Below are 23,050 nucleotides of genomic sequence, written 5' to 3'. Positions count from 1 at the left end.
GATTCTCATCGCTTTGAACATGCAAAAAGAGAGAACCAATCTGATTCTCTCTCGCTGCTGATTATAAGTCAACCCACTACAGTTGACGAAGAGCCTTTTTATTGAAACAGGTTTAACAGAAATCCTGTTTTAGAGTTAGATTAAGCAGCTGAACTCTCTGATTGAACTGAAGAGTCAGCAGAAGTTTCGCTAGAAGATTCTTCAGAAGAACTGCTCTCTTGACTTGTTGTTGTACTTTCAGAAGTCTCTTCTTCAGTTGTTGTTGTTGTGCTACTGCTTGAAGAATCTGAGTCAGAGTTACGGTAAGAATAACTGTATTTTGGAGCATTTCCAAGGTAAACGTATCCTCCGCTACGGTAAGCTCCATCAGGCATTTCCCAGTTGGTGCTACCACTACCATACATGGTGTTGAGGTAACTGCTCATTTGAGAGTAGACCTCAGCAGCAATATTAAGATTGTCTCCATAGATAGGCGTCATACGATTTGAATAACCGGTCCATACAGCCATAGCGTATTGAGTTGTATAACCAACAAATGATTCATCGGGAGCCATTGTACCAACTGAGCTACTATAGATACCTGTTGATTCTTCAATTTGTTCCAGTTCTGAATCTGAATAGTTAGATGTCCCTGTTTTACCCGCATTATAAGGAGCGCCGGAGACAGCAGCATATGTTCCTGTTCCGGATGTTAGAACAGTTTTTAACATATCTGTCATCATGTAAGCTGTTGTTTCAGACATGGCTTTAACAGAAGTCGCATTGTATTCTTTAGAAGTACCATCACTAAACTCAATTTTATTGATGTACATTGGTTCGTTGTAAGTACCGCCATTAGCAAAAGCTGCATAGGCAGCTGCCATTTTTTCACTACTTGCACCGTATTCTTGTCCAGATTTTGAAGTAGAGCTTGAGATGGCATTTGAGTAGTACATCTCAGGGTAGTTGATACCTAGTTTGTTGAGGAAGCCTAATGACGTATCCAAACCAACAGCTTCGAGAGCTCTAACAGCTGGAATATTACGTGATTGTTGTAGAGCATAAGTTAGGCTAATGCTGCCATAGTACTGACGATCCCAGTCATAGACAGGGGTAGAAGTTCCGGGATAGTTGTAAGGAGTATCTTTAACAGTGTCACCTGTACTTGTATAAATACCATTTTCAATAGCTGGCGCATAGTCAGTTATCGGTTTCATGGTTGAACCAAAGTCACGGTCTGTTTGCACGGCTTGGTTGGTACCAAGTGAGACATTACTGTCTTGGTTACGGCTACCAAGTTGAGCGATGACTTTACCATTGGTAACATCAACTACAGTTGAAGCAACTTGGAAATCTTCATCTGGGTATGAAACATAGAGACCGCTGTTATAGATATCCCAGAGTTGTTGTTGAGCACTTTGGTCAACGTTGGTATAGACTTTCAATCCTGCTGTAAAAACATCTTGTCCGGTTTTTGTTTTGACCTGTTCGATAACCTGTTTGATGTAGTTATCAAGGTATGGTTCATAGCTTGATGTTTCTTCTAGGGTTTGAAGACCATCTGAGATAGGAGTTGCTAGAGCTGTCTTGTACTCATCGTTCGTGATTTTTTTGTCTTCTAGCATTTCACCAAGAACAATATCACGGCGAGCCTTGGCGGCATCTGGATTGTTATAAGGGTCGTACTGAGTAGGCGCTTGAGGGATGCCCGCTAGTAGAGCTACCTGAGCGACAGACAGGTCTTTTAGTTCCTTACCATAGTAGGCTTTGGCAGCAGTTTGCATACCATAGTAGCCATTCCCCATGTAGACTTTGTTGATGTAGAAGGTAAGGATTTCTTCCTTGGTATATTGCTGTTCCATTTGGAGTGCTAACCAAACCTCTTGAGCTTTTCGTTTAAAGGTTTGATCGGATTCATTAGTAGAGTAGTAGGCGAGTTTGATCAGCTGTTGATCAAGGGTAGAGCCCCCTTGAGTACTACTACTAATGATATTATTCCAAGCAGCACCCATGATACGGTAGACATCAACACCACGGTGTTTGAAAAAGCGTTTATCTTCGATAGAGGTTACAGCATTGACAAGATTAACAGGGATACTGTCTGCTGAGACGCTTTCACGTTTTTCAGATCCTAAATCGGCGATAAGATTACCGCTGTTATCATAAATCAGACTGGAATTGGTAGATTCGAGTTTAGATTTTGATAGTTGTGGTGTGCTACTGACGTAATAAGCAAAGAGCAAACCGCCGGAAATGACACCAATAATAGCTAAGCTTAAAATAGTAATTAGGGAGTATTTTAAGACTCTTGAAACTGTTTTCATTGTTTACCACCTAATAGTTTTTTTTCGATAACGTCCAGATAAGGAACTTGAGGGAATGCAGTTGTTTCAATCAAAAACCCCTTCTTTTTGATATAATTGAGAGGCATTGACTTGCTACCTTGATCTTTTTGGTAAAAATGAATCAAGTCACAAGCTTGCAAAAGGTAAGTTTCCTTAAGTGTTGAGAAGTGAAGGAGAACAAAACAAATACCGCCTTGTTCTAAGACATTGGCCATGTGCTCAATTTGGTGAGCATGAAAATTTTTCATTGGCATGGCAGTTTTTTGTTTGGTTTCCTTTGCTTCAAAGTCAATATAATGTCCTTTATAGACACCGGAGTAGTCGGTAGTGGAGGCTTGACGGAAATAAGCTTCCACAATTTTGGCACGACTTCGTTTAGGATAGTCAACCTTAACGATTTGAACAGGTGTAGGTTTTTTATGAATGACAGCAATCTTACGCGATAGATAGAAGTCATTGGTTGCGTTGATAGCTGTTTCAAAGGACATCCCACGGTTAGCAAAGTTAACAGCTGTTTTTTTTGTTACCGTTGGTACTGTTTTGCGAACAATACGGTGAGGATAGTTTACCATACAAACTCCTAATACGATTTGTTTACCATAATAAACAATACCATTATATCATAAATTTAAAAAGGATAACAGATAATGAGTTCTCTTCTAATAATGGGTTACAAAAGTTTTGAATTGGGGATTTTTAGTGATAAAGACCCTAAATTAGCAGTTATTAAGAGGGCGATTAAGAAGGATTTGATTGCATTTTTTGAAGACGGAGTGGACTGGCTGATTTTCACAGGCAACTTAGGGTTTGAAGTTTGGGTATTAGATGTTGCAAAAGAGCTACAACAAGAATATGATTTTTCGATGGCTTGTTTGTTTTTATTTGAGGATCAAGGACAGTCCTGGAGTGAGTCTAATCAAGAAAAGTTAGCACGGTTTAAGCAACTTGATTTTGTAAAATACAGCTATCCAAGCTATCAAGGACCGAGTCAATTGAAAAATTATAATCGTTTTTTACTAGAAAATACAGATAGAGCCTATCTTTTTTATGATCGTGATCATGAAACGTCGCTAAAATATCTCTATCAAATGATGCAGGAAGTCGCTTATGAGGTCAAAGAGTTATCTTTTGACCGTCTTAACGAAGTCGCTAGTGAGGACTAGGATATGTAAGTAAAATAGTTGATTTTTTAATAATAATCCTGTATCATATTAATGATTGAATTTTTAAAATTCTATAGTGAACGATAAGTATGGAGAGTACAAGCGATGGCAGATATTTTATTTAGTCCAAAAGATATTTTTGAACAAGAATTTAAGACAAGTATGCGAGGTTATGATAAAAAAGAAGTTGATGAGTTTTTAGATGATATCATCAAAGACTACGAGTCATACCTTGCGATGATTGAAAAACTTCGTGAAGAAAATGCTAGTCTGAAAGAAAAATTAAAAACAGTATCTACTTCTCCAAAATCTGCTAGTTCATCACCAACGGTAGCAACACCACAACAACAGAGAGTGGTAGAATCTGCCTCTAACTACGATATTTTAAAACGTATCAGTCGTCTAGAGAAAGAAGTTTTCGGCAAGCAGATTGTCGAATAGTTAATATGTTGTTAATTGTGCAATTTTTGGATAATCGCGTGTTTAGCTTGGCTAGACATGAGGAAAGTCCATGCTAGCACTGGCTGAGATGTCGGTAGTGATTGTGCTAGGCGAATGCATAAGCCTAGGGAGGTAGCTTGCTACCTTACGGCGAGTTAAAGGGCTAAGTCTTAGGATATGCCTCAATAGCTCTGAAAGTGCCACAGTGACGTAGTTTTTCAGGAAACTGAAAAAGTGGAACGCGGTAAACCCCTCAAGCTAGCAACCCAAACTTTGGTCGGGGCATGGGATGGAAGGAAATGAACGGAAATCCTGACTGGTAACAGTAGACAGATGATTATCGATAGGAAAAGGGGACCTAACCTTTCCTTGAACAAAACATGGCTTATAGAAAATTGCATATAGGTATAGCTAGCATTTGCTAGCTTTTATTATAGGTAAAGATAGAAAGAAATAATGAAAGAAAGATTTAACTTAATTGCTACTGCAGCAGCTGGTTTGGAAGCTGTTGTCGGTAAAGAAATCCGTCAATTAGGAATTGATTGTCAGGTTGAAAATGGTAAGGTTCATTTTCAGGGAGATATTAAGACTATTGCTGAAACTAACTTGTGGTTACGTTCAGCGGACCGCATCAAAATCGTTGTTGGTACGTTTCCAGCAAGAACCTTTGAAGAGCTTTTCCAAGGTGTTTTTGCCTTAGATTGGGAAAATTACTTACCATTAGGATCAACTTTCCCTATCTCTAAGGCCAAATGCGTTCGCTCAAAACTGCATAACGAACCTAGCGTACAAGCAATCACTAAAAAGGCTGTTGTAAAAAAACTGCAGAAACATTATCACCGTCCAGAAGGGGTTCCTTTGGTTGAGAATGGTCCTACTTACAAGATTGAGGTGTCTATCCTGAAGGATCAAGCAACACTCCTTATTGACACTACTGGGGATAGTCTTTTTAAACGCGGTTACCGTACTGACAAAGGTGGGGCTCCAATCAAGGAAAACATGGCTGCTGCCATTCTACAGTTGAGTAACTGGTATCCTGATAAACCTCTGATTGATCCGACTTGTGGTTCAGGGACTTTCTGTATTGAGGCTGCTATGATTGGTATGAACATTGCCCCAGGATTTAATCGTGATTTTGCCTTTGAATCATGGTCTTGGGTGGATCACAATCTTGTTCAGTCGGTTCGTGATGAGGCAGAAAGTAAGGCAAATTACGATGTTGAACTTGATATCATGGGTTGTGACATTGATGCTCGAATGGTTGAGATTGCCAAGAAAAACGCTGAGGAAGCTGGACTTTCAGATGTTATCAAATTGAAACAAATGCGTTTACAGGATTTGAAAACGGATAAAATCAACGGTGTTATCATCTCTAACCCTCCTTATGGTGAGCGACTCTTGGATGACAAAGCTATTGACATTTTGTATAATGAAATGGGACAAACGTTCGCACCATTAAAAACATGGAGTAAGTTTATCTTGACGAGTGATGAACAATTTGAAGCGAAATATGGTAGGTTAGCAGATAAGAAGCGAAAACTCTATAATGGGACCTTGCGTGTCGATTTGTATCAATATTTCGGAGAGCGTGTTCGTCGCACCGTCAACAAATAGAAAGGTTATACGATGACAAAAGAAAACGATAATCTTGATTTTGAAAAAGCCAAGGATATGACAGTGGAAGAAGCTGTTCAAAAGAGTGAAGACCTAAAAGCTGGTATCACAGAGGATGATAGTGTTCTTGATAAGTATATTAAGAAAAATCGTGAGCAAGTAGAAGCTCAAAAATTTGAAAATACAGATATTAGTTCACTAGATACGGCTTCTTTGGATAATTTCATTAAGAAACAACGTGAGGAATTAGCAGCAACGGGCTTACTTGATAGTAACCTAGGCTCGTCTGTTTCTATCGAAGAAGAGCCAGAATTTTCTCAAATCATTGAGGAGACACAACCTGTCAATGAAGACGCATCTGTAGCATCTCAAGGTCAAGAAGTTTCTGAAGGTTCAGAGGAACTGTCATCTGTCTCTAAAGAGAGTATTTTACTTGGAGAACAAGATGACACTCCAGTTTATAAAAATAAAAAACTGATTTTTGGTTCTTTGATTGGGTTGATTGTTGCTATCTTTGCTACAGCCTTTGGGTTGAATGCTTTGAACACAACGAAGCAAACAGCTTCATCTACTACTAGTTCTAGTTCTGTGTCAAAAACGTCAACGACAAGTTCATCTTCCTCAGATAAAGCAAACAATCAAGCTTTTGAAACACTCTACGATAGTTTTTACACTGACACTAATAAAACAGCTTTGAAGAATAGCCAGTTTTCACAGCTATCAGAACTTGAAACAGCTCTTAAAAAATTGAAAAATACCAATTATTATACGGCTGCTAAGAAAAAATACGATTCATTGAAAAATCAAATTACAGCAATCCAAACAGTAAATGGTCTTTTTGAGGCTGAGGCAATTGTTGATGGCTCTTACAACAGTTCAGTTCCTGTTAAGGTTGGAGCTAACTTTGATGGTCTACCAAGTTCAGTGTTAAATACTGGGAATGCATCAACGGATACCTTAATTCAGACGGCTATTACAGGTGGTAGAGGGTTGTTGACAAGTACAACGACACAGACACAGGTTGCAGAGACGACAGCTTCTACAAGTCAAGCAACGACACAAGCATCACCAACAACTGCTTCAACAAGTACAGACACAGGAACAGCAACTACCGGCCAAGCTTCGACAGTAACTTCATATGGTATTACTAATTATAATCCAGCAACGCTTGAACGTAGCCGTAGTCGTGTTCCTTATAACGATGCTTTAATTGCAGATAGTTCAAATCCTGCTTGGGCATTCGGAGAAGGTATTCTAGAAAAGATTGTAGCAACATCGCAAGCTAGAGGCTATATTTCTGGAAATAATTACATTTTAGAGCCCGTTAATATCATCAATGGCAATGGTTACTACAATATGTTTAAACCAGATGGGACTTATTTGTTCTCTATTAATGCTAAAACAGGTTACTATGTTGGTAATGCCTCAGGTCACTCAGACGCTTTGGATTATTAGTCAACATAAGAAAAACGAGTTTGAGAGCGTATCTCAAACTCGTTTTTAATTTAGACAAGGTGACGTTCAAAGGCATTGTCAGAGATGCCTTCAGAAAGAATCAGTTTAGCCCATTCCTTAGCAGAATGAAGACTGTGATCTTTGTAGTTACCACATGACTCAATCGTTGTTCCAGGGACATCTTCCCAAGTAATACCCTCAGCGATTTCTTCAAGACTTGATTTGATGACTTTGGCAATTTCTGTTGCATCTTGCTTGCCCCACATAATCATGTGGAAACCAGTTCGGCAACCAAATGGCGAGCAGTCAATCAATCCATCAATGCGTTGGCGGATTAGTTTTGCGAGGAGGTGTTCAATCGTGTGAAGACCTGCAGTGTCAATGGAATTCATGTTAGGTTGAATGAGGCGAATATCAAAATTTGTGATAATATCGCCGACAGGACCGACCTCTTCAGAAATAAGACGGACATAAGGGGCTTTAACGATAGTGTGATCAAGTTCAAAACTTTCAACAATAACATCTTTAGGCATAAGATTCTCCTTTAAATAATATTTGATTGAGAGGGAAAAGCAAAGTTTCCTCGAAAGTAGAGATAGAAAAAGTGCGACTTTTCTATCAGTTTAATCAAATTTCCTAATGATAGGGTTTGGTTTGATAATAATAAGACTTTGATTGGTCTATTTTCCAATACAATCAATCAGCTAATTCTCCTACTATGATAACATAAAATTTGTAAAAAAAGGTGCTGGATTTCCGATTGTGAAAAACTTTCATTTATGTTAGAATATAAGTTGATTTTCCATGTGAAAATTAATTTATAATTGAGGTGAAAACATGTTAAATGTTGTTTTATTACTTGTTTTCGCACTCATTGGTTTGATTGTTGGTTATGTAGCGATTTCAATTAAGTTGAAGTCTGCTAAGGAAGCTGCAGAACTAACGCTTTTGAATGCCGAACAAGATGCTGTAACAATTAAAGGAAAAGCAGAGGCAGATGCCCTTGCGATTGTTCAAACAGCAGAAAGAGAAAGCAGCGCTCATAAAAAAGAGCTGCTGATTGAGGCAAAAGAAGAAGCTAGACGATATCGCGAAGAGATCGAAAAAGAATTTAAATCTGAAAAACAAGAATTGAAGCAGATGGAGAGTCGTTTGACCGACCGTGCTTCATCGCTTGATCGTAAGGATGAAAATTTAAGTCATAAAGAAAAAGTGCTCGATTCCAGAGAGCAGAGTCTTTCAGATAAATCTAGACATATTGATGAGCGTGAAGAACAAGTTGCAAAATTAGAGGATGAAAAACGTGCGGAGCTAGAGCGTGTCGGTGCTATGACAATAGCTGAAGCGCGTGAGGTTATTTTAGCAGAGACTGAAAACAATCTGACTCATGAAATTGCGACGCGTATTAAGGATGCTGAGCGTGATATTAGAGATCGTTCAGACAAGATTGCTAAGGACTTGCTAGCACAAGCCATGCAACGTATGGCAGGAGACTATGTCACTGAGCAAACGATTACCAGCGTCCATCTACCAGATGACAGCATGAAAGGAAGAATTATTGGGCGTGAGGGGCGTAATATCCGAACACTTGAAAGTTTGACTGGGATTGATGTTATTATTGATGATACACCAGAAGTGGTTGTTTTATCTGGTTTTGACCCTATTCGACGTGAGATTGCGCGTATGACTTTGGAAACTTTGATTTCAGATGGTCGTATTCACCCAGCTCGTATTGAGGAGTTGGTTGAGAAAAATCGCCAAGAATTGGACAATCGTATCCGTGAGTATGGTGAGGCAGCGGCTTATGAGATTGGTGCACCAAATCTTCACCCAGACTTGATTAAGATTATGGGGCGTTTGCAGTTTAGAACATCTTATGGGCAAAATGTGCTACGCCATTCGGTTGAAGTTGGTAAACTAGCAGGGATTTTAGCAGGGGAACTTGGCGAAAATGTGGCTCTCGCTCGCCGTGCTGGTTTTCTCCACGATATGGGGAAAGCTATTGACCGTGAAGTTGAAGGTAGCCACGTTGAGATTGGAACAGAGTTTGCTCGTAAATACAAAGAGCATCCTGTTGTTGTCAATACCATTGCAAGTCACCACGGAGATGTGGAGCCTGAGTCTGTAATTGCTGTTCTTGTGGCAGCAGCAGATGCTTTAAGCTCAGCTCGTCCAGGCGCTCGTAACGAGTCAATGGAAAATTATATCAAGCGTCTTCGTGACCTTGAAGAAATTGCTTCTAGCTTTGATGGTGTGCAAAATTGCTTCGCTCTTCAAGCAGGTCGTGAGATTCGTATCATGGTACAACCAGATAAGGTTAGTGATGACAAGGTAACTATCCTTGCTCATAAAGTACGTGATAAGATTGAAGCTAATTTGGACTATCCAGGAAATATTAAAGTTACTGTTATTCGTGAAATGCGTGCAGTGGATTATGCTAAATAAGTTAAGAGGAGTTAGTTTTGGTAGCTAACTTCTTTTTTGAACACTAAGAAATCCTAAGAGGAGTCCTTGAAAAAACAGTCTTTTTTTGGTAAACTAGATGTTAGAAACTTTCTCGCAATTGAGAGCTAATCATTAAGGAGTGTGACATGTCTGAACGTGGTTTACTAATTGTCTTTTCAGGTCCTTCGGGAGTTGGTAAGGGAACAGTTAGACAGGAAATTTTTTCAACACCAGATCACAAGTTTGAGTATTCAGTATCGATGACGACAAGACCCCAACGCCCAGGTGAGGTTGATGGTGTCGATTATTTCTTCCGTACACGTGAAGAGTTTGAGGAGCTAATCAAAAATGGTCAGATGCTGGAGTACGCAGAGTATGTGGGAAACTACTATGGTACACCATTGACTTATGTTAATGAAACCCTTGATCAAGGAATTGATGTCTTCCTTGAAATCGAAGTTCAAGGGGCTCTTCAAGTGAAGAAAAAAGTACCAGATGGTGTCTTTATTTTCTTGACGCCGCCAGACCTTGATGAGTTAAAAGATCGTTTGGTAGGTCGTGGAACAGATAGTGAAGATGTGATTGCACAACGTATTGAGCGTGCCAAAGAAGAGATTCTCTTAATGCGAGAGTACGATTATGCTGTTGTCAATGACCATGTCCCACTTGCAGCAGAGCGTGTTAAACGTATCATTGAAGCGGAGCATTTCCGTGTAGACCGTGTGATTGGTCGTTATAATGATATGATCAAAGATATTTAAAAAAGACTAGAAAAGAGAACCAAGCTTATGATGTTAAAACCATCTATCGATAAATTGTTGGATAAAGTACCATCAAAATACTCACTTGTTATTCTTCAAGCTAAACGTGCCCATGAGCTAGAAGCAGGTGCTGAAGCGACTCAAGATTTTAAATCAGCTAAATCAACTCTTCGTGCCTTGGAAGAGATCGAATCAGGTAATGTTGTGATTCATCCAGATCCAGAAGCGAAACGTGAGAGCGTTCGTCGTAAGGTAGAAGAAGCTCGTTTGGCAAAAGAAGAGGAAGAGCGTAAAATCAAAGCTCAAATCGCTAAAGAAAAAGAAGAAGAAGGCGAAAAAATTTAAGCATTGCTGTCTTCAAAATAATTCAAAAGGTCTAAAGACTGCTTGGATTTACCATATAAGTTATACAAATAAAGATGCTGGGTACTTTTGTCCCAGCCTCTTTTCTACTTTTTTAGGAGGTCATTGAGTGAAACTTGCCAAAATTATCGTCGATATTCCCTTGATGCAGACGGATAAACCATTCACTTATGAAGTACCGTCTAAATGGGAGAACTTGATTCAAGTGGGGATGAGGGTACATGTTCCTTTTGGGAGGTCCAATCGTCTCTTGCAAGGATTTGTCGTAGGTTTATCAGATGATTTAGGCAATCTAGAGAATTTGAAACCAATCAGCGATTTGCTCGATTTTGAACCTGTTTTAAATTCAGAACAATTATTACTAGCTGATCAGATGAGGCACAGGGTTTTTTCTTATAAAATCTCCCTGTTAAAAGCCATGTTACCTAGTCTTCTTAACTCTAAGTATGACAAAGAGTTTAAACCGCTGCCTTCTTTGTCTGATGAAGAACGTCAGACTTATTTTACAAAAGATAAACCCTTGTTAGCTTCTGACTTAGATGATGAGATTGCGGTCAAAATGGCAGAGCTAGTAGCCAAACAAAAGGTTGAACAGATCTATGTTGCTAAGGATAAACAAACGATAAAGACTCAAAAATGCTATCGTGTCAATTTAGAAATCTTAGAAAGTTTGGAAATAGCAAAGCGTGCCAAGAAACGTTTAGAAATGAGTCTTTGGCTACAAGCTAACCCAGAGTCAGGTGCATTAAAAGACTTACAACATCAGTATAGTCGAGATGTTATTGCTTATTTTGAATCATCAGGGGCACTGGAGGTATTTGAAGTCGAGGTTAGTCGTTCGGATGCCTATTTTGATGAGGTTGGTGAATCTCCATTTTTAGAGCTAAATGATCAGCAGGAAGAGGTTGTCGCAACTATTGTCTCTGAGATTGGTCATGCTCAAAAGCCCTTTTTACTTGAAGGGGTAACTGGTTCTGGTAAGACAGAAGTTTATTTACATATCATTGAACAGGTTCTCAAAAAAGGGAAAACGGCTATTGTATTAGTTCCTGAGATTTCCTTAACCCCTCAGATGACCAATCGTTTCATTGCGCGTTTTGGAAAGCAAGTCGCTATTATGCATTCAGGTCTGTCTGATGGTGAAAAATTTGATGAGTGGAAAAAGATTAAACGTGGTGAAGCAAAGGTAGTTGTAGGTGCTCGCTCTGCTATTTTTGCCCCCTTGGAAAATATCGGTGCCATCATCATTGATGAAGAGCACGAGGCTAGTTATAAACAAGAGTCTAATCCCCGTTACCATGCGAGAGATGTTGCCTTATTACGAGCGGATTATCATCGTGCTGTTTTGGTGCTGGGGTCTGCGACACCGTCGATTGAGAGTCGTGCTAGGGCTAGTCGTGACGTGTATTACTTTTTACAATTGACAAAACGGGCAAATCCTAATGCTAAAATTCCTCAAGTGACACTTCTGGATTTTAGAGATTATCTGGGGCAGCAAGAGGCTAGTAATTTTACGCCTCCCTTACTTGATGCTATCGCTAACCGTCTTGAAAAGAAAGAACAAGTTGTTTTGATGCTCAATCGCCGTGGCTTTTCGAGTTTTGTGATGTGTCGTGATTGTGGCTTTGTTGATGGCTGTCCCAATTGTGATATCTCCCTAACCTTACATATGGATACGAGGTCAATGAACTGTCACTATTGTGGTTTCCAAAAGGACATTCCAAGAACCTGTCCCAACTGTCAGAGTCCCAGTATTCGATACTACGGTACAGGAACGCAGAAAGCCTTTGATGAGCTGTCAGATATTTTTCCACAAGCTCGTATCTTACGTATGGATGTGGATACAACGCGTAAAAAAGGTGCTCATCAGAAAATCTTAGATACCTTTGGCAATGGCGGAGCAGACATTCTATTAGGGACTCAGATGATTGCTAAGGGTCTGGACTTTCCAAATGTAACCTTGGTGGGTGTCCTTAATGCGGATACCTCTCTCAATTTGCCTGATTTTAGATCATCAGAGCGAACCTTTCAACTCTTGACCCAGGTGGCAGGACGAGCTGGCAGAGCAGACAAGCCAGGTCAGGTTTATATTCAAACTTACAATCCAGAACATTATGCTATTCAGTTAGCGAAATCCCAAGATTACGAAGCCTTTTATAACTATGAGATGTCCATTCGCAGGCAATTGGGCTACCCACCTTATTATTTTACAGTTGGTCTAACTCTTTCGCATTCCTCAGAGGAGGTAGCTATCAAAAAAGCTTATGAGGTTATGGGGCAATTGAGACAAGGTTTATCGGAACAGGTTAAGCTTCTTGGGCCTACACCAAAGCCGATTGCTAGAACGCATAATCTCTACCATTACCAAATTTTAGTCAAGTATCGCTTTGAAGATCATCTTGAGGAGACTTTGAATGCTATTTTAGACTGGACACAAGAAACCGAAAATAAAGCTGTTCGGCTAACCATCGACCACGAGCCGCAGAATATGATGTAAGGAGAAGAACCTGTTATTGTTATTGCTATTTGGCGTGTTTAAAGTATGTCAAAAAGCCTATCGCTTTGAACCCTTATCGCGTTTTGAGTTTTGTACTCTTCCTATCTGCGCTACTATCATATTTTTGATTAGTATGGATTGGACGATAGCATCCCTTTTGAAAGACTTATTATTTTCTGTTATAGCTTATGGTATTACTCTCTTTCAACTAGTCAGCCTAGAAGTTAGAGACGATAGAGAGACGATTTTAGTAAAAAAAGGGAGCACTTTTCTCATTGGATGGGGAATGAGTTTATTTTTAGGATTTGTACTGGAATATCTTGTTTCGGGTGAGTTATCTAGCTACCATATTTTAGAAAGTCTTGGAAAAGACGTGTTCAAAAAATTGACAGTTTTTGGTGTGTTCACAGCTGTGATGGCCTATAGTTATGCAAGTCATCTTCAGAGGCGGTATCCTAGACTACAGTCAGTCCTCAAGAAGAGACAATAAGCGACAAGACCAGATAGAATTGTTATAATGAAGGTGGATTGACATTGCTTGATAGATTGTTTAGTACTCTTAAAGTTGGTATTAAAAGCAATATCGTAGATGTCTAAGATAATTGTCGTTTTTCGAAGGTTTGATAAAAAAGTAACATATAGAAAGTTGGTTACAATGAAAATGAAAACAAAACTAATTTTTATGGGGACGCCTGATTTTTCAGCGACTGTTCTCAAAGGGCTATTAGCTGATGAGTCCTATGATATTTTAGCAGTTGTCACTCAACCAGATAGAGCGGTTGGTCGTAAAAAAGAGATTAAGATGACATCTGTTAAAGAGGTGGCTGTTGCTCATGATATAGCTGTTTACCAACCCGAAAAATTATCTGGTTCAGAAGAATTAGAAATCATTATGAGTTTAGGTGCAGACGGTATTGTGACAGCAGCTTTTGGGCAATTTTTACCAACTAAATTACTTGATTCAGTTGATTTTGCCGTTAATGTCCATGCGTCTTTATTACCAAAATACCGTGGTGGTGCTCCAATTCATTATGCTATTATTAATGGTGAAAAAGAGGCAGGGGTGACTATCATGGAGATGGTCAAAGAGATGGATGCCGGTGATATGGTTGCTAAGGCTTCAACAGCCATTCTGGATGAAGATAATGTTGGTAGCTTATTTGAAAAGTTAGCTGTTATCGGACGTGATCTCCTGTTAGAGACTCTTCCGGGCTATATTTCTGGTGAGATAAAACCAGAACCTCAAAATCATGAGGAAGCTACTTTTTCACCGAATATTTCGCCAGAGGAAGAACGTCTGGACTGGAACAAATCAGCTAGAGAGGTCTTTAACCACATTCGTGGCATGTACCCTTGGCCTGTTGCTCACACCCTTTTAGATGGCAATCGCTTCAAAATTTATGAAGCAGAGTTGACAGATGGCGAAGGAACTCCAGGGCAGATTATTGAGAAAACGAAGAAATCCTTGGTTGTTGCAACAGGCAGTGGTGCGATTGCTCTTAAGACCGTTCAACCAGCAGGCAAGCCTCGCATGGCAGTAACAGATTTCTTAAATGGTGTAGGACGCCAACTAGAAGTAGGTGATTCTTTTGGCCAATGATTGGAAAACAACTGCTCGCGGGCAGGCATTGCTTGTTTTAGAAGAGGTGTTTCGTCAAGGAGCTTACTCAAATATTGCCCTAAATAAACAATTAAAGGTAAGTCATTTATCCGAAAAAGATAAGGGTCTAGTAACTGAAATTGTTTACGGTACTGTAGCACGTAAGTTGACCTTAGAATGGCAACTTTCTCATGTGATTGAGGACCGTGATAAACTAGAGACTTGGGTTTATGATTTATTGATGCTTAGCCTTTACCAGTTGGCTTACTTAGATAAGATTCCAGCACATGCTGTTGTCAATGATGCGGTATCAATTGCTAAGAACAGAGGCAATAAAAAGGGTGCAGAAAAGTTGGTTAATGCAGTGCTTCGCCGCTTAGCTAGCAGTGACTTACCTGATCCAGAAACCATTAAAAGAGTTAATAAACGCTATTCGATTCTCTACTCACTACCTGTTTGGTTGGTCAAAAAACTAATCGAGCAGTACGGACAAGAACGTGCAGTTGCTATTTTTGAAAGTCTTCACAAACGCAATAAAGCTAGTTTCCGTGTAACTGATTCGAGCCGTTTGGAAGAAATGGCTGTCGTCCTAGAGGCAGATAAGTCATTACTTTCTCCAGTTGGTTTGACCAAAACTTCTGGTCATCTTGCTGGTACAGATTATTTCAAAGAGGGACTCTTGACCATTCAAGATGAAACGAGCCAGTTGGTTGCACCGACACTTGATATTCAAGGTGATGAAGCTATTCTAGATGCTTGTGCTGCTCCTGGAGGAAAGTCTGTCCACATGGCATCCTATTTGAGCACTGGACAAGTAACAGCACTTGATCTTTATGATCACAAGTTAGAACTTATTAAGGAAAATGCTGATAGGATAGGAGTAGCAGATAAGCTAGTCACTAAAAAGTTAGATGCTAGTAAGGTCCATGAGACATTTCCGAAAGACTCATTTGATAAAATCTTAGTAGATGCTCCTTGCTCTGGTATTGGATTGATTCGACGAAAACCTGATATCAAGTATCACAAGGATTTGCAGGATTTTGAAAGCCTTCAAACTATCCAACTGGAGATTATGTCTAGTGTTTGTCAAACCTTGCGTAAAGGTGGTATAATAACATACAGCACTTGTACTATTGTTGAGGAAGAAAATCAACAAGTCATTCAAAAATTCTTGGAAACTCATCCAGATTTTGAGCAAGTTATGTTAAGACACGAGAGAGAAGATATTATGGTGGATGGCTGTCTAGCCATTACTCCAGAACAATATCTGACAGATGGCTTCTTCATTGCACAAGTAAGAAAAAAAGCCTAGTGTATTAGTAGGAGGAGAACTGACCTTGTCAGAAAACACTAAAACTATGGAAATTTCGCTTTTAACAGATATTGGACAAAAAAGATCTAATAACCAAGATTTTGTTAATAAATATGATAATAAGATGGGAGTTCCTCTCGTCGTTTTAGCCGACGGTATGGGAGGCCATCGTGCTGGTAACATTGCTAGTGAGATGGCAGTAACAAACCTAGGGAGAGAGTGGGTTAACACTGAGTTTACTCATCTCAGTCAAATTCGAGATTGGTTGATTGTACACATTGAGCAAGAAAACCAAAAAATCTATGATTTGGGTCAAACAGATGATTATAAAGGTATGGGGACAACTGTTGAGGCAGTGGCTGTTGTAGCTAACAATATCATCTTTGCCCATGTCGGTGATTCTCGTGTAGGTTTTGTGCATGAGGGACACTATACTCAATTAACTAGCGATCATTCGTTGGTAAACGAGCTGGTTAAGGCAGGTCAACTGACTGAAGAAGAAGCAGCCGTTCATCCGCAAAAAAATATTATTACTCAATCTATTGGTCAAGCGACCCCTGTAGAGATTGATTTAGGTGTTCAACCCTTAGAGGCAGGGGATACCGTTCTTATCAACAGTGATGGTTTGACAAATATGGTTTCAAGAGAAGAAATTGAAGCTATTATTACAGATTCTGCTTTAAGTTTAGCAGAACAAGCAAAAGTCCTTGTAGATACTGCCAATAACGCAGGTGGACTTGATAACATAACTGTTGCCCTAGTTAAATTCGACCAGGAGGACAATTAATGATCCAAGTTGGCAAATTATTTGCTGGCCGTTATCGTATCCTGAAGTCAATCGGACGTGGAGGGATGGCAGACGTTTATTTAGCAAATGATTTGATTCTTGATAATGAAGAAGTTGCCATTAAGGTGCTTCGTACTAATTATCAGACCGACCAGGTTGCTGTGGCTCGTTTCCAGCGTGAAGCGAGAGCTATGGCAGAACTTAATCATCCAAATATTGTCGCTATCAGAGATATCGGAGAAGAGGATGGTCAACAATTCCTCGTAATGGAATATGTCAATGGTTCAGATTTGAAGAAATACATTCAGGACCGTGCTCCTCTATCAAATGCGGAATCAATCCGTATCATGAGCGAGGTTTTGTCAGCGATGACCCTAGCTCATCAAAAAGGGATTATCCACCGAGATCTAAAACCACAAAATGTTTTATTGACGCAGGATGGTAGAGCAAAGGTGACCGATTTTGGGATCGCTGTTGCCTTTGCTGAAACCAGCCTAACCCAAACGAATTCAATGTTAGGTAGTGTACACTACCTTTCGCCAGAGCAAGCGCGTGGTTCCAAAGCAACTGTTCAAAGTGATATTTATGCGATGGGGATTATGCTTTTTGAAATGTTGACTGGTCACATTCCCTACGACGGGGATAGTGCGGTAACAATTGCGTTACAACATTTTCAAAAGCCTTTACCATCAATCACTATTGAGAACCGTAATGTGCCACAAGCCTTGGAAAATGTCGTGATCAGAGCGACAGCTAAGAAATTAACAGATCGCTATGTGACAACAAGCGAGATGAGTCGTGATTTGTTGACATCTCTACAACCTAATCGTAGTCATGAGAATAAGTTGACCTTTACCGACACAACGGATGTCAGACCGTTACCTAAAGTAGAACAAAACACAGCAAGTGTTACGACTGAACAACTTCTTAATACACAGCAGTCATCCAAGAAAAAAGCTGAACCTCTGGTAGCAGATAAGTTGGAAAAAGAAGTTAGCCAAAAGGTTAAAAAACCAAAGAAAAAACGAGGTCTCCTAACGATTCTATTTAGAATGTTACTGACTCTATTTGTCCTAGCTTTAGCTGGAGTTGCATTTTTGATGATGACATCAAAAGCAACAGTAACTGTTCCTGATGTTACAGGGATGACTTTGGAAACGGCGCAATCTACTATAGAGAAATCAGGATTGGCTGTTGGAGATGTTCAAAAAATAACCGACACAACTGTCGAAACTGGACATGTTGTTAAAACAAATCCAGCTGCAAACACCTCTAAAAAAGAAGGTTCTAAAATCACAATCTATGTGTCTGAAACCGCTAGTAGCTTTACTTTAGATGATTATACTGGTCAGCAGTACAGTGATGCTTTGAGTGATTTGAAGTCTAAGGGAATTTCATCGAGTCGTATCGTCAAAGAAGAAGTTTCTACAGATGATTATCAAAATGGAGAGATTATTAGTCAAGATCCTGCTTCAGGAGACTTTAGCATTTCAGGTAGTGATAAGATTACTTTCCAGGTGGCTGTAAACACAAGTGTTACTATGCCGGATGTAACAGGGATCACTTATTCAGAGGCTAAAAATAAACTATTAGCTTTGGGGATTAGTTCTTCTCAAATCTTGACAGACTCATCTAGCCCTTCATCTACTGCTACAGTTTATGCCCAATACCCTTATTATGGTGAATCGGTAAGCATTAGCGGCGGGGATAAAGTAACCCTTTATCTACAAGATTCTTCTAACACATCAGTACAGACTTATTCATCTAGTCATTCGACAAGTACATCATCAAGTAGTACGAGTGAAACGGATGATAGTTCGACAGATTCAAGCGAGTCAGATAGTTCTTCAAGCTCTACCACGAGCGAATTTGATACAGATAATTCATCTCATCAATAATTAAAAGGCTGGACATTGTCCGGCCTTTTAGCTATTTTTAGTCATATGGAGGAAGTGAACTTTTAGTTTAGTAACTCTTACTTCTGGTGTTAATTTAGGACTTTGGTTGGATGAATTTGTTCTTTATTTTTGCTAGAATAGGAGTAGTTTGAGAGAGAAGGGAAAGGTATGAAGAAATTTCAATTATTTATTGTCGTTGAAGTGGTTTTATTTGCCTTGGCGATGATGAGTTTGCTCGCTACAGACATTCCTCGTTTTTTTATGATTCTAGTTTTAACACTTTTAGTGTTAAAATATTATAATTCAGGCAATCGAATGGATTTCTTGTTGACGGTTAGCTTGTTGATTTTCTTTTTAATGATGATGACCAATATCTATATCATCATTGGTATCATATTTGGTGTGATTTATATGTTAATCAACCATTTTGCTCAAGTTAAGAAGAAGAACCGTCAAGCCATTATTCGTTTTTCAGACCAACAGATTGCCTTTCAACCTAGTCGTAACAGATGGATTGGTAACGACAATCATCAAGGAGATACCTATCATTTTGATGACATCAATATCATTCGTCTCAGTGGTCGCGATCAGATCAATTTAGATAATGTCATTGTCCGAGGTGCTGATAATGTGATCATTATTCAAAAAGTTTATGGACCAACGGCTATTTTGGTGCCTATTGATGTTGCTGTTCAGCTCCATGTAAGTTCGATTTATGGCAGTTTAGTTTTTTTTGACGATGGTGCCTATGATTTGCGTAACGAAGCTGTTAAACTAGCGACAGCGGACTATGGTAACAGTACCAAACGGGTGAAAGTGATTATTAACGTGCTAGCTGGTGATACAGAGGTGAAACGCATATGAAAAAACAACAGATTGTCCTACTTTTTTTCTATGCTTTTGTGACTGTTATTACCATTGTATTCATTATTTTTGATAGCTTTGATTTGTCCTTAAAGACAATTTTGAGTCGTGTCGACTTACTGAATCAATTTATTTTTTCGATATTATTATTGACCTTTTCCTTAACTATTATGCTCGTCTTTGTAGCTATGTTGAGTGATTACAATTCAAAGAGGATTATCCATAGTAATATCAAACGAATCCTTAGCAATCGTGGTTTGATTAAGGATAATAGTGAGATTGGTTATAGCTTACAGTTACTCTCTTTGAAGATGAACGAGTTGACTCGACGTTTGCAAGAAACAGAGAATGCTCCTTTGATGAATAGTGAAGAAATTGTAATGAATGAACGCAAACGTATTGCGCGAGATTTACATGATACGGTTAGTCAAGAACTTTTTGCTGCTTCAATGCTTGTCTCAGGAACATACCTTAGCTTGGAACAACTGAGTCAAGAGCAACTCAAAACGCAGCTACAGGCTACAGAAGAAATGATTAATGGAGCTCAAAAAGACCTTCGTATCTTGTTGCTCCATCTCAGACCAACAGAGTTGGAGGGACGAACCTTATCAGAAGGGTTCCGGATTTTGATTCAAGAATTATCTGATAAGAGTAATATTCAGGTGACCTTTAAAGAAAATGTTTCAAGTTTACCTAAAACGATTGAGGAAAATTTATTTCGTATTGCTCAGGAGTTTATCAGTAATACCTTAAAACACTCTAAGGCAAAACACTTGGAAATTTACCTTAATCAATCAGATAATGAGGTTCAACTCAAGATGACAGATGATGGTGTCGGCTTTGACATCAATCAAGAAAGAAGTCTTAGCTATGGTTTGACAAATATCGAAGATAGGGTTAATGATTTGGCAGGGCGTATCAAATTATTGAGTAGCCCTAATCAGGGAGTGAGTATGGATATTCGAGTACCGCTTATGAAAGGAGAAAACAGTGACGAAAACGACAGTGATTCTAATTGATGACCATGAGATGGTTCGACTGGGTTTAAAGAGTTTTTTGAATTTACAAGAGGATATTGAGGTTATTGGTGAGGCTTCTAATGGTAAGGATGGGGTCAAACTTACCTTAGAACTTAGACCGGATGTCGTAGTGATGGACTTGGTTATGCCAGAGATGGACGGCGTTGAAGCGACTTTAGCTCTCTTAAAAAAATGGAAAAAAGCAAGAATCCTAGTTTTGACATCATATCTTGATAATGAAAAAATCTACCCAGTCATAGAAGCAGGGGCTAAGGGTTATATGCTTAAAACATCTAGTGCTGCTGAAATTTTGAATGCTATTCGTAAAGTGGCAAGAGGAGATCAAGCCATAGAGACAGAGGTAGACAAAAAGATGAAAGACCATGATGAAAAACCTGATTTACACCATGACTTGACAGCGCGTGAACGAGATATCCTAAGATTATTAGCTAAGGGATACGATAACCAAACCATTGCTGATGAACTGTTTATTTCTCTTAAGACTGTCAAGACTCATGTATCCAATATTTTATCGAAATTACAGGTCGATGATCGGACTCAAGCAGTTGTTTATGCTTTTAGACACCATTTAGTACCACAAGATGATCAATAAAGTGGTATAATAAAGAGAACGTTATCATATTTTGAAGAGGTATAGGATGGACGCAAAAACCAAATACAAGGCAAAAAAGATCAAAATTGTCTTTTTTGACATTGATGATACTCTTAGAGCTAAAGCAACAGACTATATGCCAGATTCTGTTAAGTTAGCCTTTGCAGATTTAAAAGCAAAGGGAATATTGACAGGAATTGCCTCAGGGCGCGGTCTATATGGTGTTGTTCCTGAAATACGAGATCTTAATCCTGATTATTTTGTCACAATTAATGGTGCTTATGTCATTGATAAAAAAGGAGATGAGATTTTCAACGAACCCTTAGATCCAGAAGTGGCAAAGTCTTATGTAGCTTGGGCTAAGGAACAAGGAATCGCTTACGGGTTTGCAGGAAAGGATAAGCCAGTCGTTTCTGAGAGAAGTCAGCTGATTGATGACGCTGTGGTACCTGTATATGGCGTATGTGAAGTCGATCCAGATTTTCACTTAAGTCATGATGTCTATCATATGTGGACCTTTGCTGAAAACAATGCAGAGCTGGTTTTACCAGAAAGTCTTTCTGATCAGATTCGTTTAGTACCTTGGCACGAGCATTCATCAGATGTGGTCAAAACTGGTATTTCAAAAGCTTCTGGAGTAGAGGCGGTATTGAAGAGAGAAAATCTTAAACCGATTAATGCCATGATGTTTGGTGATGGTCCTAATGATATGGAAATTTTTGACTATGTTGGTCTTAAAATTGCCATGGGCAATGCTGTCCCAGAAATCAAAGCAAAATCAGATTACGTTACAGATACAGTAGAAGGAGATGGCATTTTTAATGCCTTGGAGAAACTAGGAATGGTAGAAAAACAATTAAATTTCCCACAACTTAACTTAGCTGAGACAGAAGGTCCAGTCGCAACGATTAAAACAAATCACGGTGATTTGGTGATTAAACTTTTTCCAGACCATGCTCCACTAACTGTTAAAAACTTTGTGGATTTAGCAGAGAGTGGGTATTATGATGGCGTTATTTTCCACCGTATTATCAAGGATTTCATGATTCAAGGTGGTGACCCAACTGGTACAGGTATGGGTGGCGAGTCGAGTTTTGGAGGAAGTTTCCAAGATGAATTTTCAGATGAGCTTTACAACCTTCGTGGAGCACTTTCGATGGCTAATGCAGGACCTAACACAAATGGAAGCCAGTTCTTTATTGTCCAAAATGCGAATATGCCATATAGTGCTAAAGAATTGACTCGTGGTGGTTGGCCAGAAGAAATTGCTAAAAGTTATGCTGAAAATGGAGGAACACCACACCTAGACCGTCGTCATACAGTATTTGGACAACTTGTAGATGACGCATCATATAAGGTTTTGGATGCTATTGCAGCTGTTGAAACAGGAGCTCAAGATAAACCAGTCGAAGATGTTATTATCGAAACAGTTGAGGTTTCTGATTAATGAACATTGGTGACAAGATAAAAGGGACTATTACAGGTATCAAGCCTTACGGTGCCTTTGTTCACTTGGAAAATGATACGACAGGATTAATTCATATCTCAGAGATTAAGACAGGCTATATTGATAACATTTACAATAGTTTATCAGTTGGGCAAGATGTCTTGGTACAGGTTGTAGATTTTGATGAGTTCACCAAAAAGGCCAGTTTATCATTGAGAACTTTAGAGGAAGAAAAGCATCAGTTTCCTCATCGACATCGTTTTTCAAATAACCGTTATAAGATTGGCTTTCAACCTTTAGCGGATCATTTACCAATCTGGATTGAAGAGAGTCTTGATTATCTAAAAAAATAAACAAAAACATACTAAGATTAGTAGTGAGGAAATCTCTGACGGGAGAGAGTACTCACTACTTTTTCTTTGTGTTAAAGTAGAGGTGTCCTGTTAA

21 protein-coding genes and 1 other RNA gene are annotated in these 23,050 nt (G+C 39.1%); 19 read left to right on the top strand and 3 right to left on the bottom strand.

All coding sequences use genetic code 11. The annotated features are described in order from the left end of the window. Positions 1 to 140: 140 nt before the first annotated feature. Positions 141 to 2,303, bottom strand: coding sequence for a penicillin-binding protein PBP1A (pbp1a, locus tag JOC31_RS08130; RefSeq protein ID WP_205017664.1), 2,163 nt, complete (start codon positions 2,301 to 2,303; stop codon positions 141 to 143). Continuing rightward, positions 2,300 to 2,896: a Holliday junction resolvase RecU gene (recU, locus tag JOC31_RS08125; RefSeq protein WP_205017663.1), complete on the bottom strand. Its 597-nt coding sequence runs from the start codon at positions 2,894 to 2,896 to the stop codon at positions 2,300 to 2,302. Before recU ends, pbp1a begins: the two co-directional genes overlap by 4 nt. Positions 2,897 to 2,971: 75 nt before the next feature. Here recU and JOC31_RS08120 point away from each other — a divergent pair, with 75 nt between their 5' ends. The 5 genes from JOC31_RS08120 to JOC31_RS08100 all read left to right on the top strand — a co-directional run bounded on the left by JOC31_RS08120 (position 2,972) and on the right by JOC31_RS08100 (position 6,997). Beyond that, complete coding sequence (locus JOC31_RS08120; RefSeq protein ID WP_205017662.1) at positions 2,972 to 3,487, top strand: SLOG family protein; 516 nt, start codon at positions 2,972 to 2,974, stop codon at positions 3,485 to 3,487. Positions 3,488 to 3,592: 105 nt separating this feature from the next. Then, positions 3,593 to 3,928 (top strand): cell division regulator GpsB, encoded by a 336-nt coding sequence (gene gpsB / locus JOC31_RS08115; RefSeq protein WP_205017661.1) that lies wholly within the window; start codon positions 3,593 to 3,595, stop codon positions 3,926 to 3,928. Positions 3,929 to 3,950: 22 nt separating this feature from the next. Next, positions 3,951 to 4,321, top strand: an RNA gene (rnpB, locus tag JOC31_RS08110) — RNase P RNA component class B. Positions 4,322 to 4,384: 63 nt separating this feature from the next. Further along, positions 4,385 to 5,542 (top strand): THUMP domain-containing class I SAM-dependent RNA methyltransferase, encoded by a 1,158-nt coding sequence (locus JOC31_RS08105; protein ID WP_205017660.1) that lies wholly within the window; start codon positions 4,385 to 4,387, stop codon positions 5,540 to 5,542. Positions 5,543 to 5,554: 12 nt separating this feature from the next. After that, the gene (locus JOC31_RS08100; protein ID WP_239551733.1) at positions 5,555 to 6,997 is read left to right on the top strand and encodes a cell division site-positioning protein MapZ family protein; all 1,443 of its coding nucleotides are present in this window, start codon (positions 5,555 to 5,557) and stop codon (positions 6,995 to 6,997) included. A gap of 50 nt (positions 6,998 to 7,047) precedes the next feature. On the opposite strand, the gene JOC31_RS08095 is transcribed toward JOC31_RS08100, so the two are convergent. Then, positions 7,048 to 7,530: an S-ribosylhomocysteine lyase gene (locus tag JOC31_RS08095; RefSeq protein WP_205017659.1), complete on the bottom strand. Its 483-nt coding sequence runs from the start codon at positions 7,528 to 7,530 to the stop codon at positions 7,048 to 7,050. Between the two features lie 304 nt (positions 7,531 to 7,834). Between JOC31_RS08095 and JOC31_RS08090 the strand changes: the two genes are divergently transcribed. The 14 genes from JOC31_RS08090 (at position 7,835) to JOC31_RS08025 (ending at position 22,956) form a co-directional block, all read left to right on the top strand. Then, a complete protein-coding gene (locus JOC31_RS08090) occupies positions 7,835 to 9,442 on the top strand; it encodes a ribonuclease Y (protein WP_205017658.1) in 1,608 nt (535 codons plus the stop codon). A gap of 146 nt (positions 9,443 to 9,588) precedes the next feature. Beyond that, positions 9,589 to 10,203, top strand: a complete 615-nt coding sequence (gmk, locus tag JOC31_RS08085) for a guanylate kinase (RefSeq protein ID WP_205017657.1) — start codon at positions 9,589 to 9,591, stop codon at positions 10,201 to 10,203. A gap of 27 nt (positions 10,204 to 10,230) precedes the next feature. Then, entirely contained in the window at positions 10,231 to 10,548 is a 318-nt protein-coding gene (rpoZ, locus tag JOC31_RS08080; protein WP_205017656.1) for a DNA-directed RNA polymerase subunit omega, read from the top strand. 163 nt (positions 10,549 to 10,711) lie between these two features. Then, positions 10,712 to 13,063 carry a primosomal protein N' gene (locus tag JOC31_RS08075; RefSeq protein WP_239551737.1) on the top strand — a complete coding sequence of 784 codons (2,352 nt, stop codon included), beginning with the start codon at positions 10,712 to 10,714 and terminating at the stop codon, positions 13,061 to 13,063. Positions 13,064 to 13,079: 16 nt separating this feature from the next. Then, positions 13,080 to 13,553: a hypothetical protein gene (locus tag JOC31_RS08070; RefSeq protein ID WP_205017654.1), complete on the top strand. Its 474-nt coding sequence runs from the start codon at positions 13,080 to 13,082 to the stop codon at positions 13,551 to 13,553. Between the two features lie 171 nt (positions 13,554 to 13,724). Beyond that, on the top strand, positions 13,725 to 14,663 hold the full coding sequence (gene fmt, locus JOC31_RS08065) for a methionyl-tRNA formyltransferase (protein ID WP_205017653.1): 939 nt from the start codon (positions 13,725 to 13,727) through the stop codon (positions 14,661 to 14,663). Next, complete coding sequence (gene rsmB, locus JOC31_RS08060) at positions 14,653 to 15,975, top strand: 16S rRNA (cytosine(967)-C(5))-methyltransferase RsmB (protein ID WP_205017652.1); 1,323 nt, start codon at positions 14,653 to 14,655, stop codon at positions 15,973 to 15,975. The genes fmt and rsmB overlap by 11 nt, the downstream gene beginning before the upstream one ends. A 46-nt stretch (positions 15,976 to 16,021) precedes the next feature. Further along, complete coding sequence (locus JOC31_RS08055) at positions 16,022 to 16,762, top strand: Stp1/IreP family PP2C-type Ser/Thr phosphatase (protein ID WP_205017651.1); 741 nt, start codon at positions 16,022 to 16,024, stop codon at positions 16,760 to 16,762. Next, positions 16,762 to 18,660 (top strand): Stk1 family PASTA domain-containing Ser/Thr kinase, encoded by a 1,899-nt coding sequence (pknB, locus tag JOC31_RS08050; RefSeq protein ID WP_205017650.1) that lies wholly within the window; start codon positions 16,762 to 16,764, stop codon positions 18,658 to 18,660. The genes JOC31_RS08055 and pknB overlap by 1 nt, the downstream gene beginning before the upstream one ends. Positions 18,661 to 18,828: 168 nt before the next feature. Next, complete coding sequence (gene liaF / locus JOC31_RS08045; RefSeq protein WP_205017649.1) at positions 18,829 to 19,524, top strand: cell wall-active antibiotics response protein LiaF; 696 nt, start codon at positions 18,829 to 18,831, stop codon at positions 19,522 to 19,524. Further along, entirely contained in the window at positions 19,521 to 20,543 is a 1,023-nt protein-coding gene (locus tag JOC31_RS08040) for an envelope stress sensor histidine kinase LiaS (RefSeq protein WP_205017648.1), read from the top strand. Before liaF ends, JOC31_RS08040 begins: the two co-directional genes overlap by 4 nt. Beyond that, positions 20,515 to 21,156 carry a response regulator transcription factor gene (locus tag JOC31_RS08035; RefSeq protein WP_205017647.1) on the top strand — a complete coding sequence of 214 codons (642 nt, stop codon included), beginning with the start codon at positions 20,515 to 20,517 and terminating at the stop codon, positions 21,154 to 21,156. Before JOC31_RS08040 ends, JOC31_RS08035 begins: the two co-directional genes overlap by 29 nt. A 46-nt stretch (positions 21,157 to 21,202) precedes the next feature. Continuing rightward, a complete protein-coding gene (locus JOC31_RS08030; protein ID WP_205017646.1) occupies positions 21,203 to 22,603 on the top strand; it encodes a Cof-type HAD-IIB family hydrolase in 1,401 nt (466 codons plus the stop codon). Next, positions 22,603 to 22,956, top strand: a complete 354-nt coding sequence (locus JOC31_RS08025) for a S1 RNA-binding domain-containing protein (RefSeq protein WP_205017645.1) — start codon at positions 22,603 to 22,605, stop codon at positions 22,954 to 22,956. Before JOC31_RS08030 ends, JOC31_RS08025 begins: the two co-directional genes overlap by 1 nt. The last annotated feature ends 94 nt before the right edge of the window (positions 22,957 to 23,050 follow it).

The organism is Streptococcus saliviloxodontae, assembly GCF_016908655.1.
GTDB classification, from domain to species: Bacteria; Bacillota; Bacilli; order Lactobacillales; family Streptococcaceae; genus Streptococcus; species Streptococcus saliviloxodontae.
The sequence above is the reverse complement of the archived record's forward strand: the minus strand, read 5'-3'. Positions and strand labels throughout refer to the sequence as shown.

What these genes read in the sequence shown, in the direction of transcription:
- pbp1a (WP_205017664.1), bottom strand. Translation starts at nt 2,303, where the DNA reads ATGAAAACAGTTTCAAGAGTCTTAAAATACTCCCTAATTACTATTTTA.
- recU (WP_205017663.1), bottom strand. Translation starts at nt 2,896, where the DNA reads ATGGTAAACTATCCTCACCGTATTGTTCGCAAAACAGTACCAACGGTA.
- JOC31_RS08120 (WP_205017662.1), top strand. Translation starts at nt 2,972, where the DNA reads ATGAGTTCTCTTCTAATAATGGGTTACAAAAGTTTTGAATTGGGGATT.
- gpsB (WP_205017661.1), top strand. Translation starts at nt 3,593, where the DNA reads ATGGCAGATATTTTATTTAGTCCAAAAGATATTTTTGAACAAGAATTT.
- JOC31_RS08105 (WP_205017660.1), top strand. Translation starts at nt 4,385, where the DNA reads ATGAAAGAAAGATTTAACTTAATTGCTACTGCAGCAGCTGGTTTGGAA.
- JOC31_RS08100 (WP_239551733.1), top strand. Translation starts at nt 5,555, where the DNA reads ATGACAAAAGAAAACGATAATCTTGATTTTGAAAAAGCCAAGGATATG.
- JOC31_RS08095 (WP_205017659.1), bottom strand. Translation starts at nt 7,530, where the DNA reads ATGCCTAAAGATGTTATTGTTGAAAGTTTTGAACTTGATCACACTATC.
- JOC31_RS08090 (WP_205017658.1), top strand. Translation starts at nt 7,835, where the DNA reads ATGTTAAATGTTGTTTTATTACTTGTTTTCGCACTCATTGGTTTGATT.
- gmk (WP_205017657.1), top strand. Translation starts at nt 9,589, where the DNA reads ATGTCTGAACGTGGTTTACTAATTGTCTTTTCAGGTCCTTCGGGAGTT.
- rpoZ (WP_205017656.1), top strand. Translation starts at nt 10,231, where the DNA reads ATGATGTTAAAACCATCTATCGATAAATTGTTGGATAAAGTACCATCA.
- JOC31_RS08075 (WP_239551737.1), top strand. Translation starts at nt 10,712, where the DNA reads ATGCAGACGGATAAACCATTCACTTATGAAGTACCGTCTAAATGGGAG.
- fmt (WP_205017653.1), top strand. Translation starts at nt 13,725, where the DNA reads ATGAAAACAAAACTAATTTTTATGGGGACGCCTGATTTTTCAGCGACT.
- JOC31_RS08055 (WP_205017651.1), top strand. Translation starts at nt 16,022, where the DNA reads ATGGAAATTTCGCTTTTAACAGATATTGGACAAAAAAGATCTAATAAC.
- pknB (WP_205017650.1), top strand. Translation starts at nt 16,762, where the DNA reads ATGATCCAAGTTGGCAAATTATTTGCTGGCCGTTATCGTATCCTGAAG.
- liaF (WP_205017649.1), top strand. Translation starts at nt 18,829, where the DNA reads ATGAAGAAATTTCAATTATTTATTGTCGTTGAAGTGGTTTTATTTGCC.
- JOC31_RS08040 (WP_205017648.1), top strand. Translation starts at nt 19,521, where the DNA reads ATGAAAAAACAACAGATTGTCCTACTTTTTTTCTATGCTTTTGTGACT.
- JOC31_RS08030 (WP_205017646.1), top strand. Translation starts at nt 21,203, where the DNA reads ATGGACGCAAAAACCAAATACAAGGCAAAAAAGATCAAAATTGTCTTT.
- JOC31_RS08025 (WP_205017645.1), top strand. Translation starts at nt 22,603, where the DNA reads ATGAACATTGGTGACAAGATAAAAGGGACTATTACAGGTATCAAGCCT.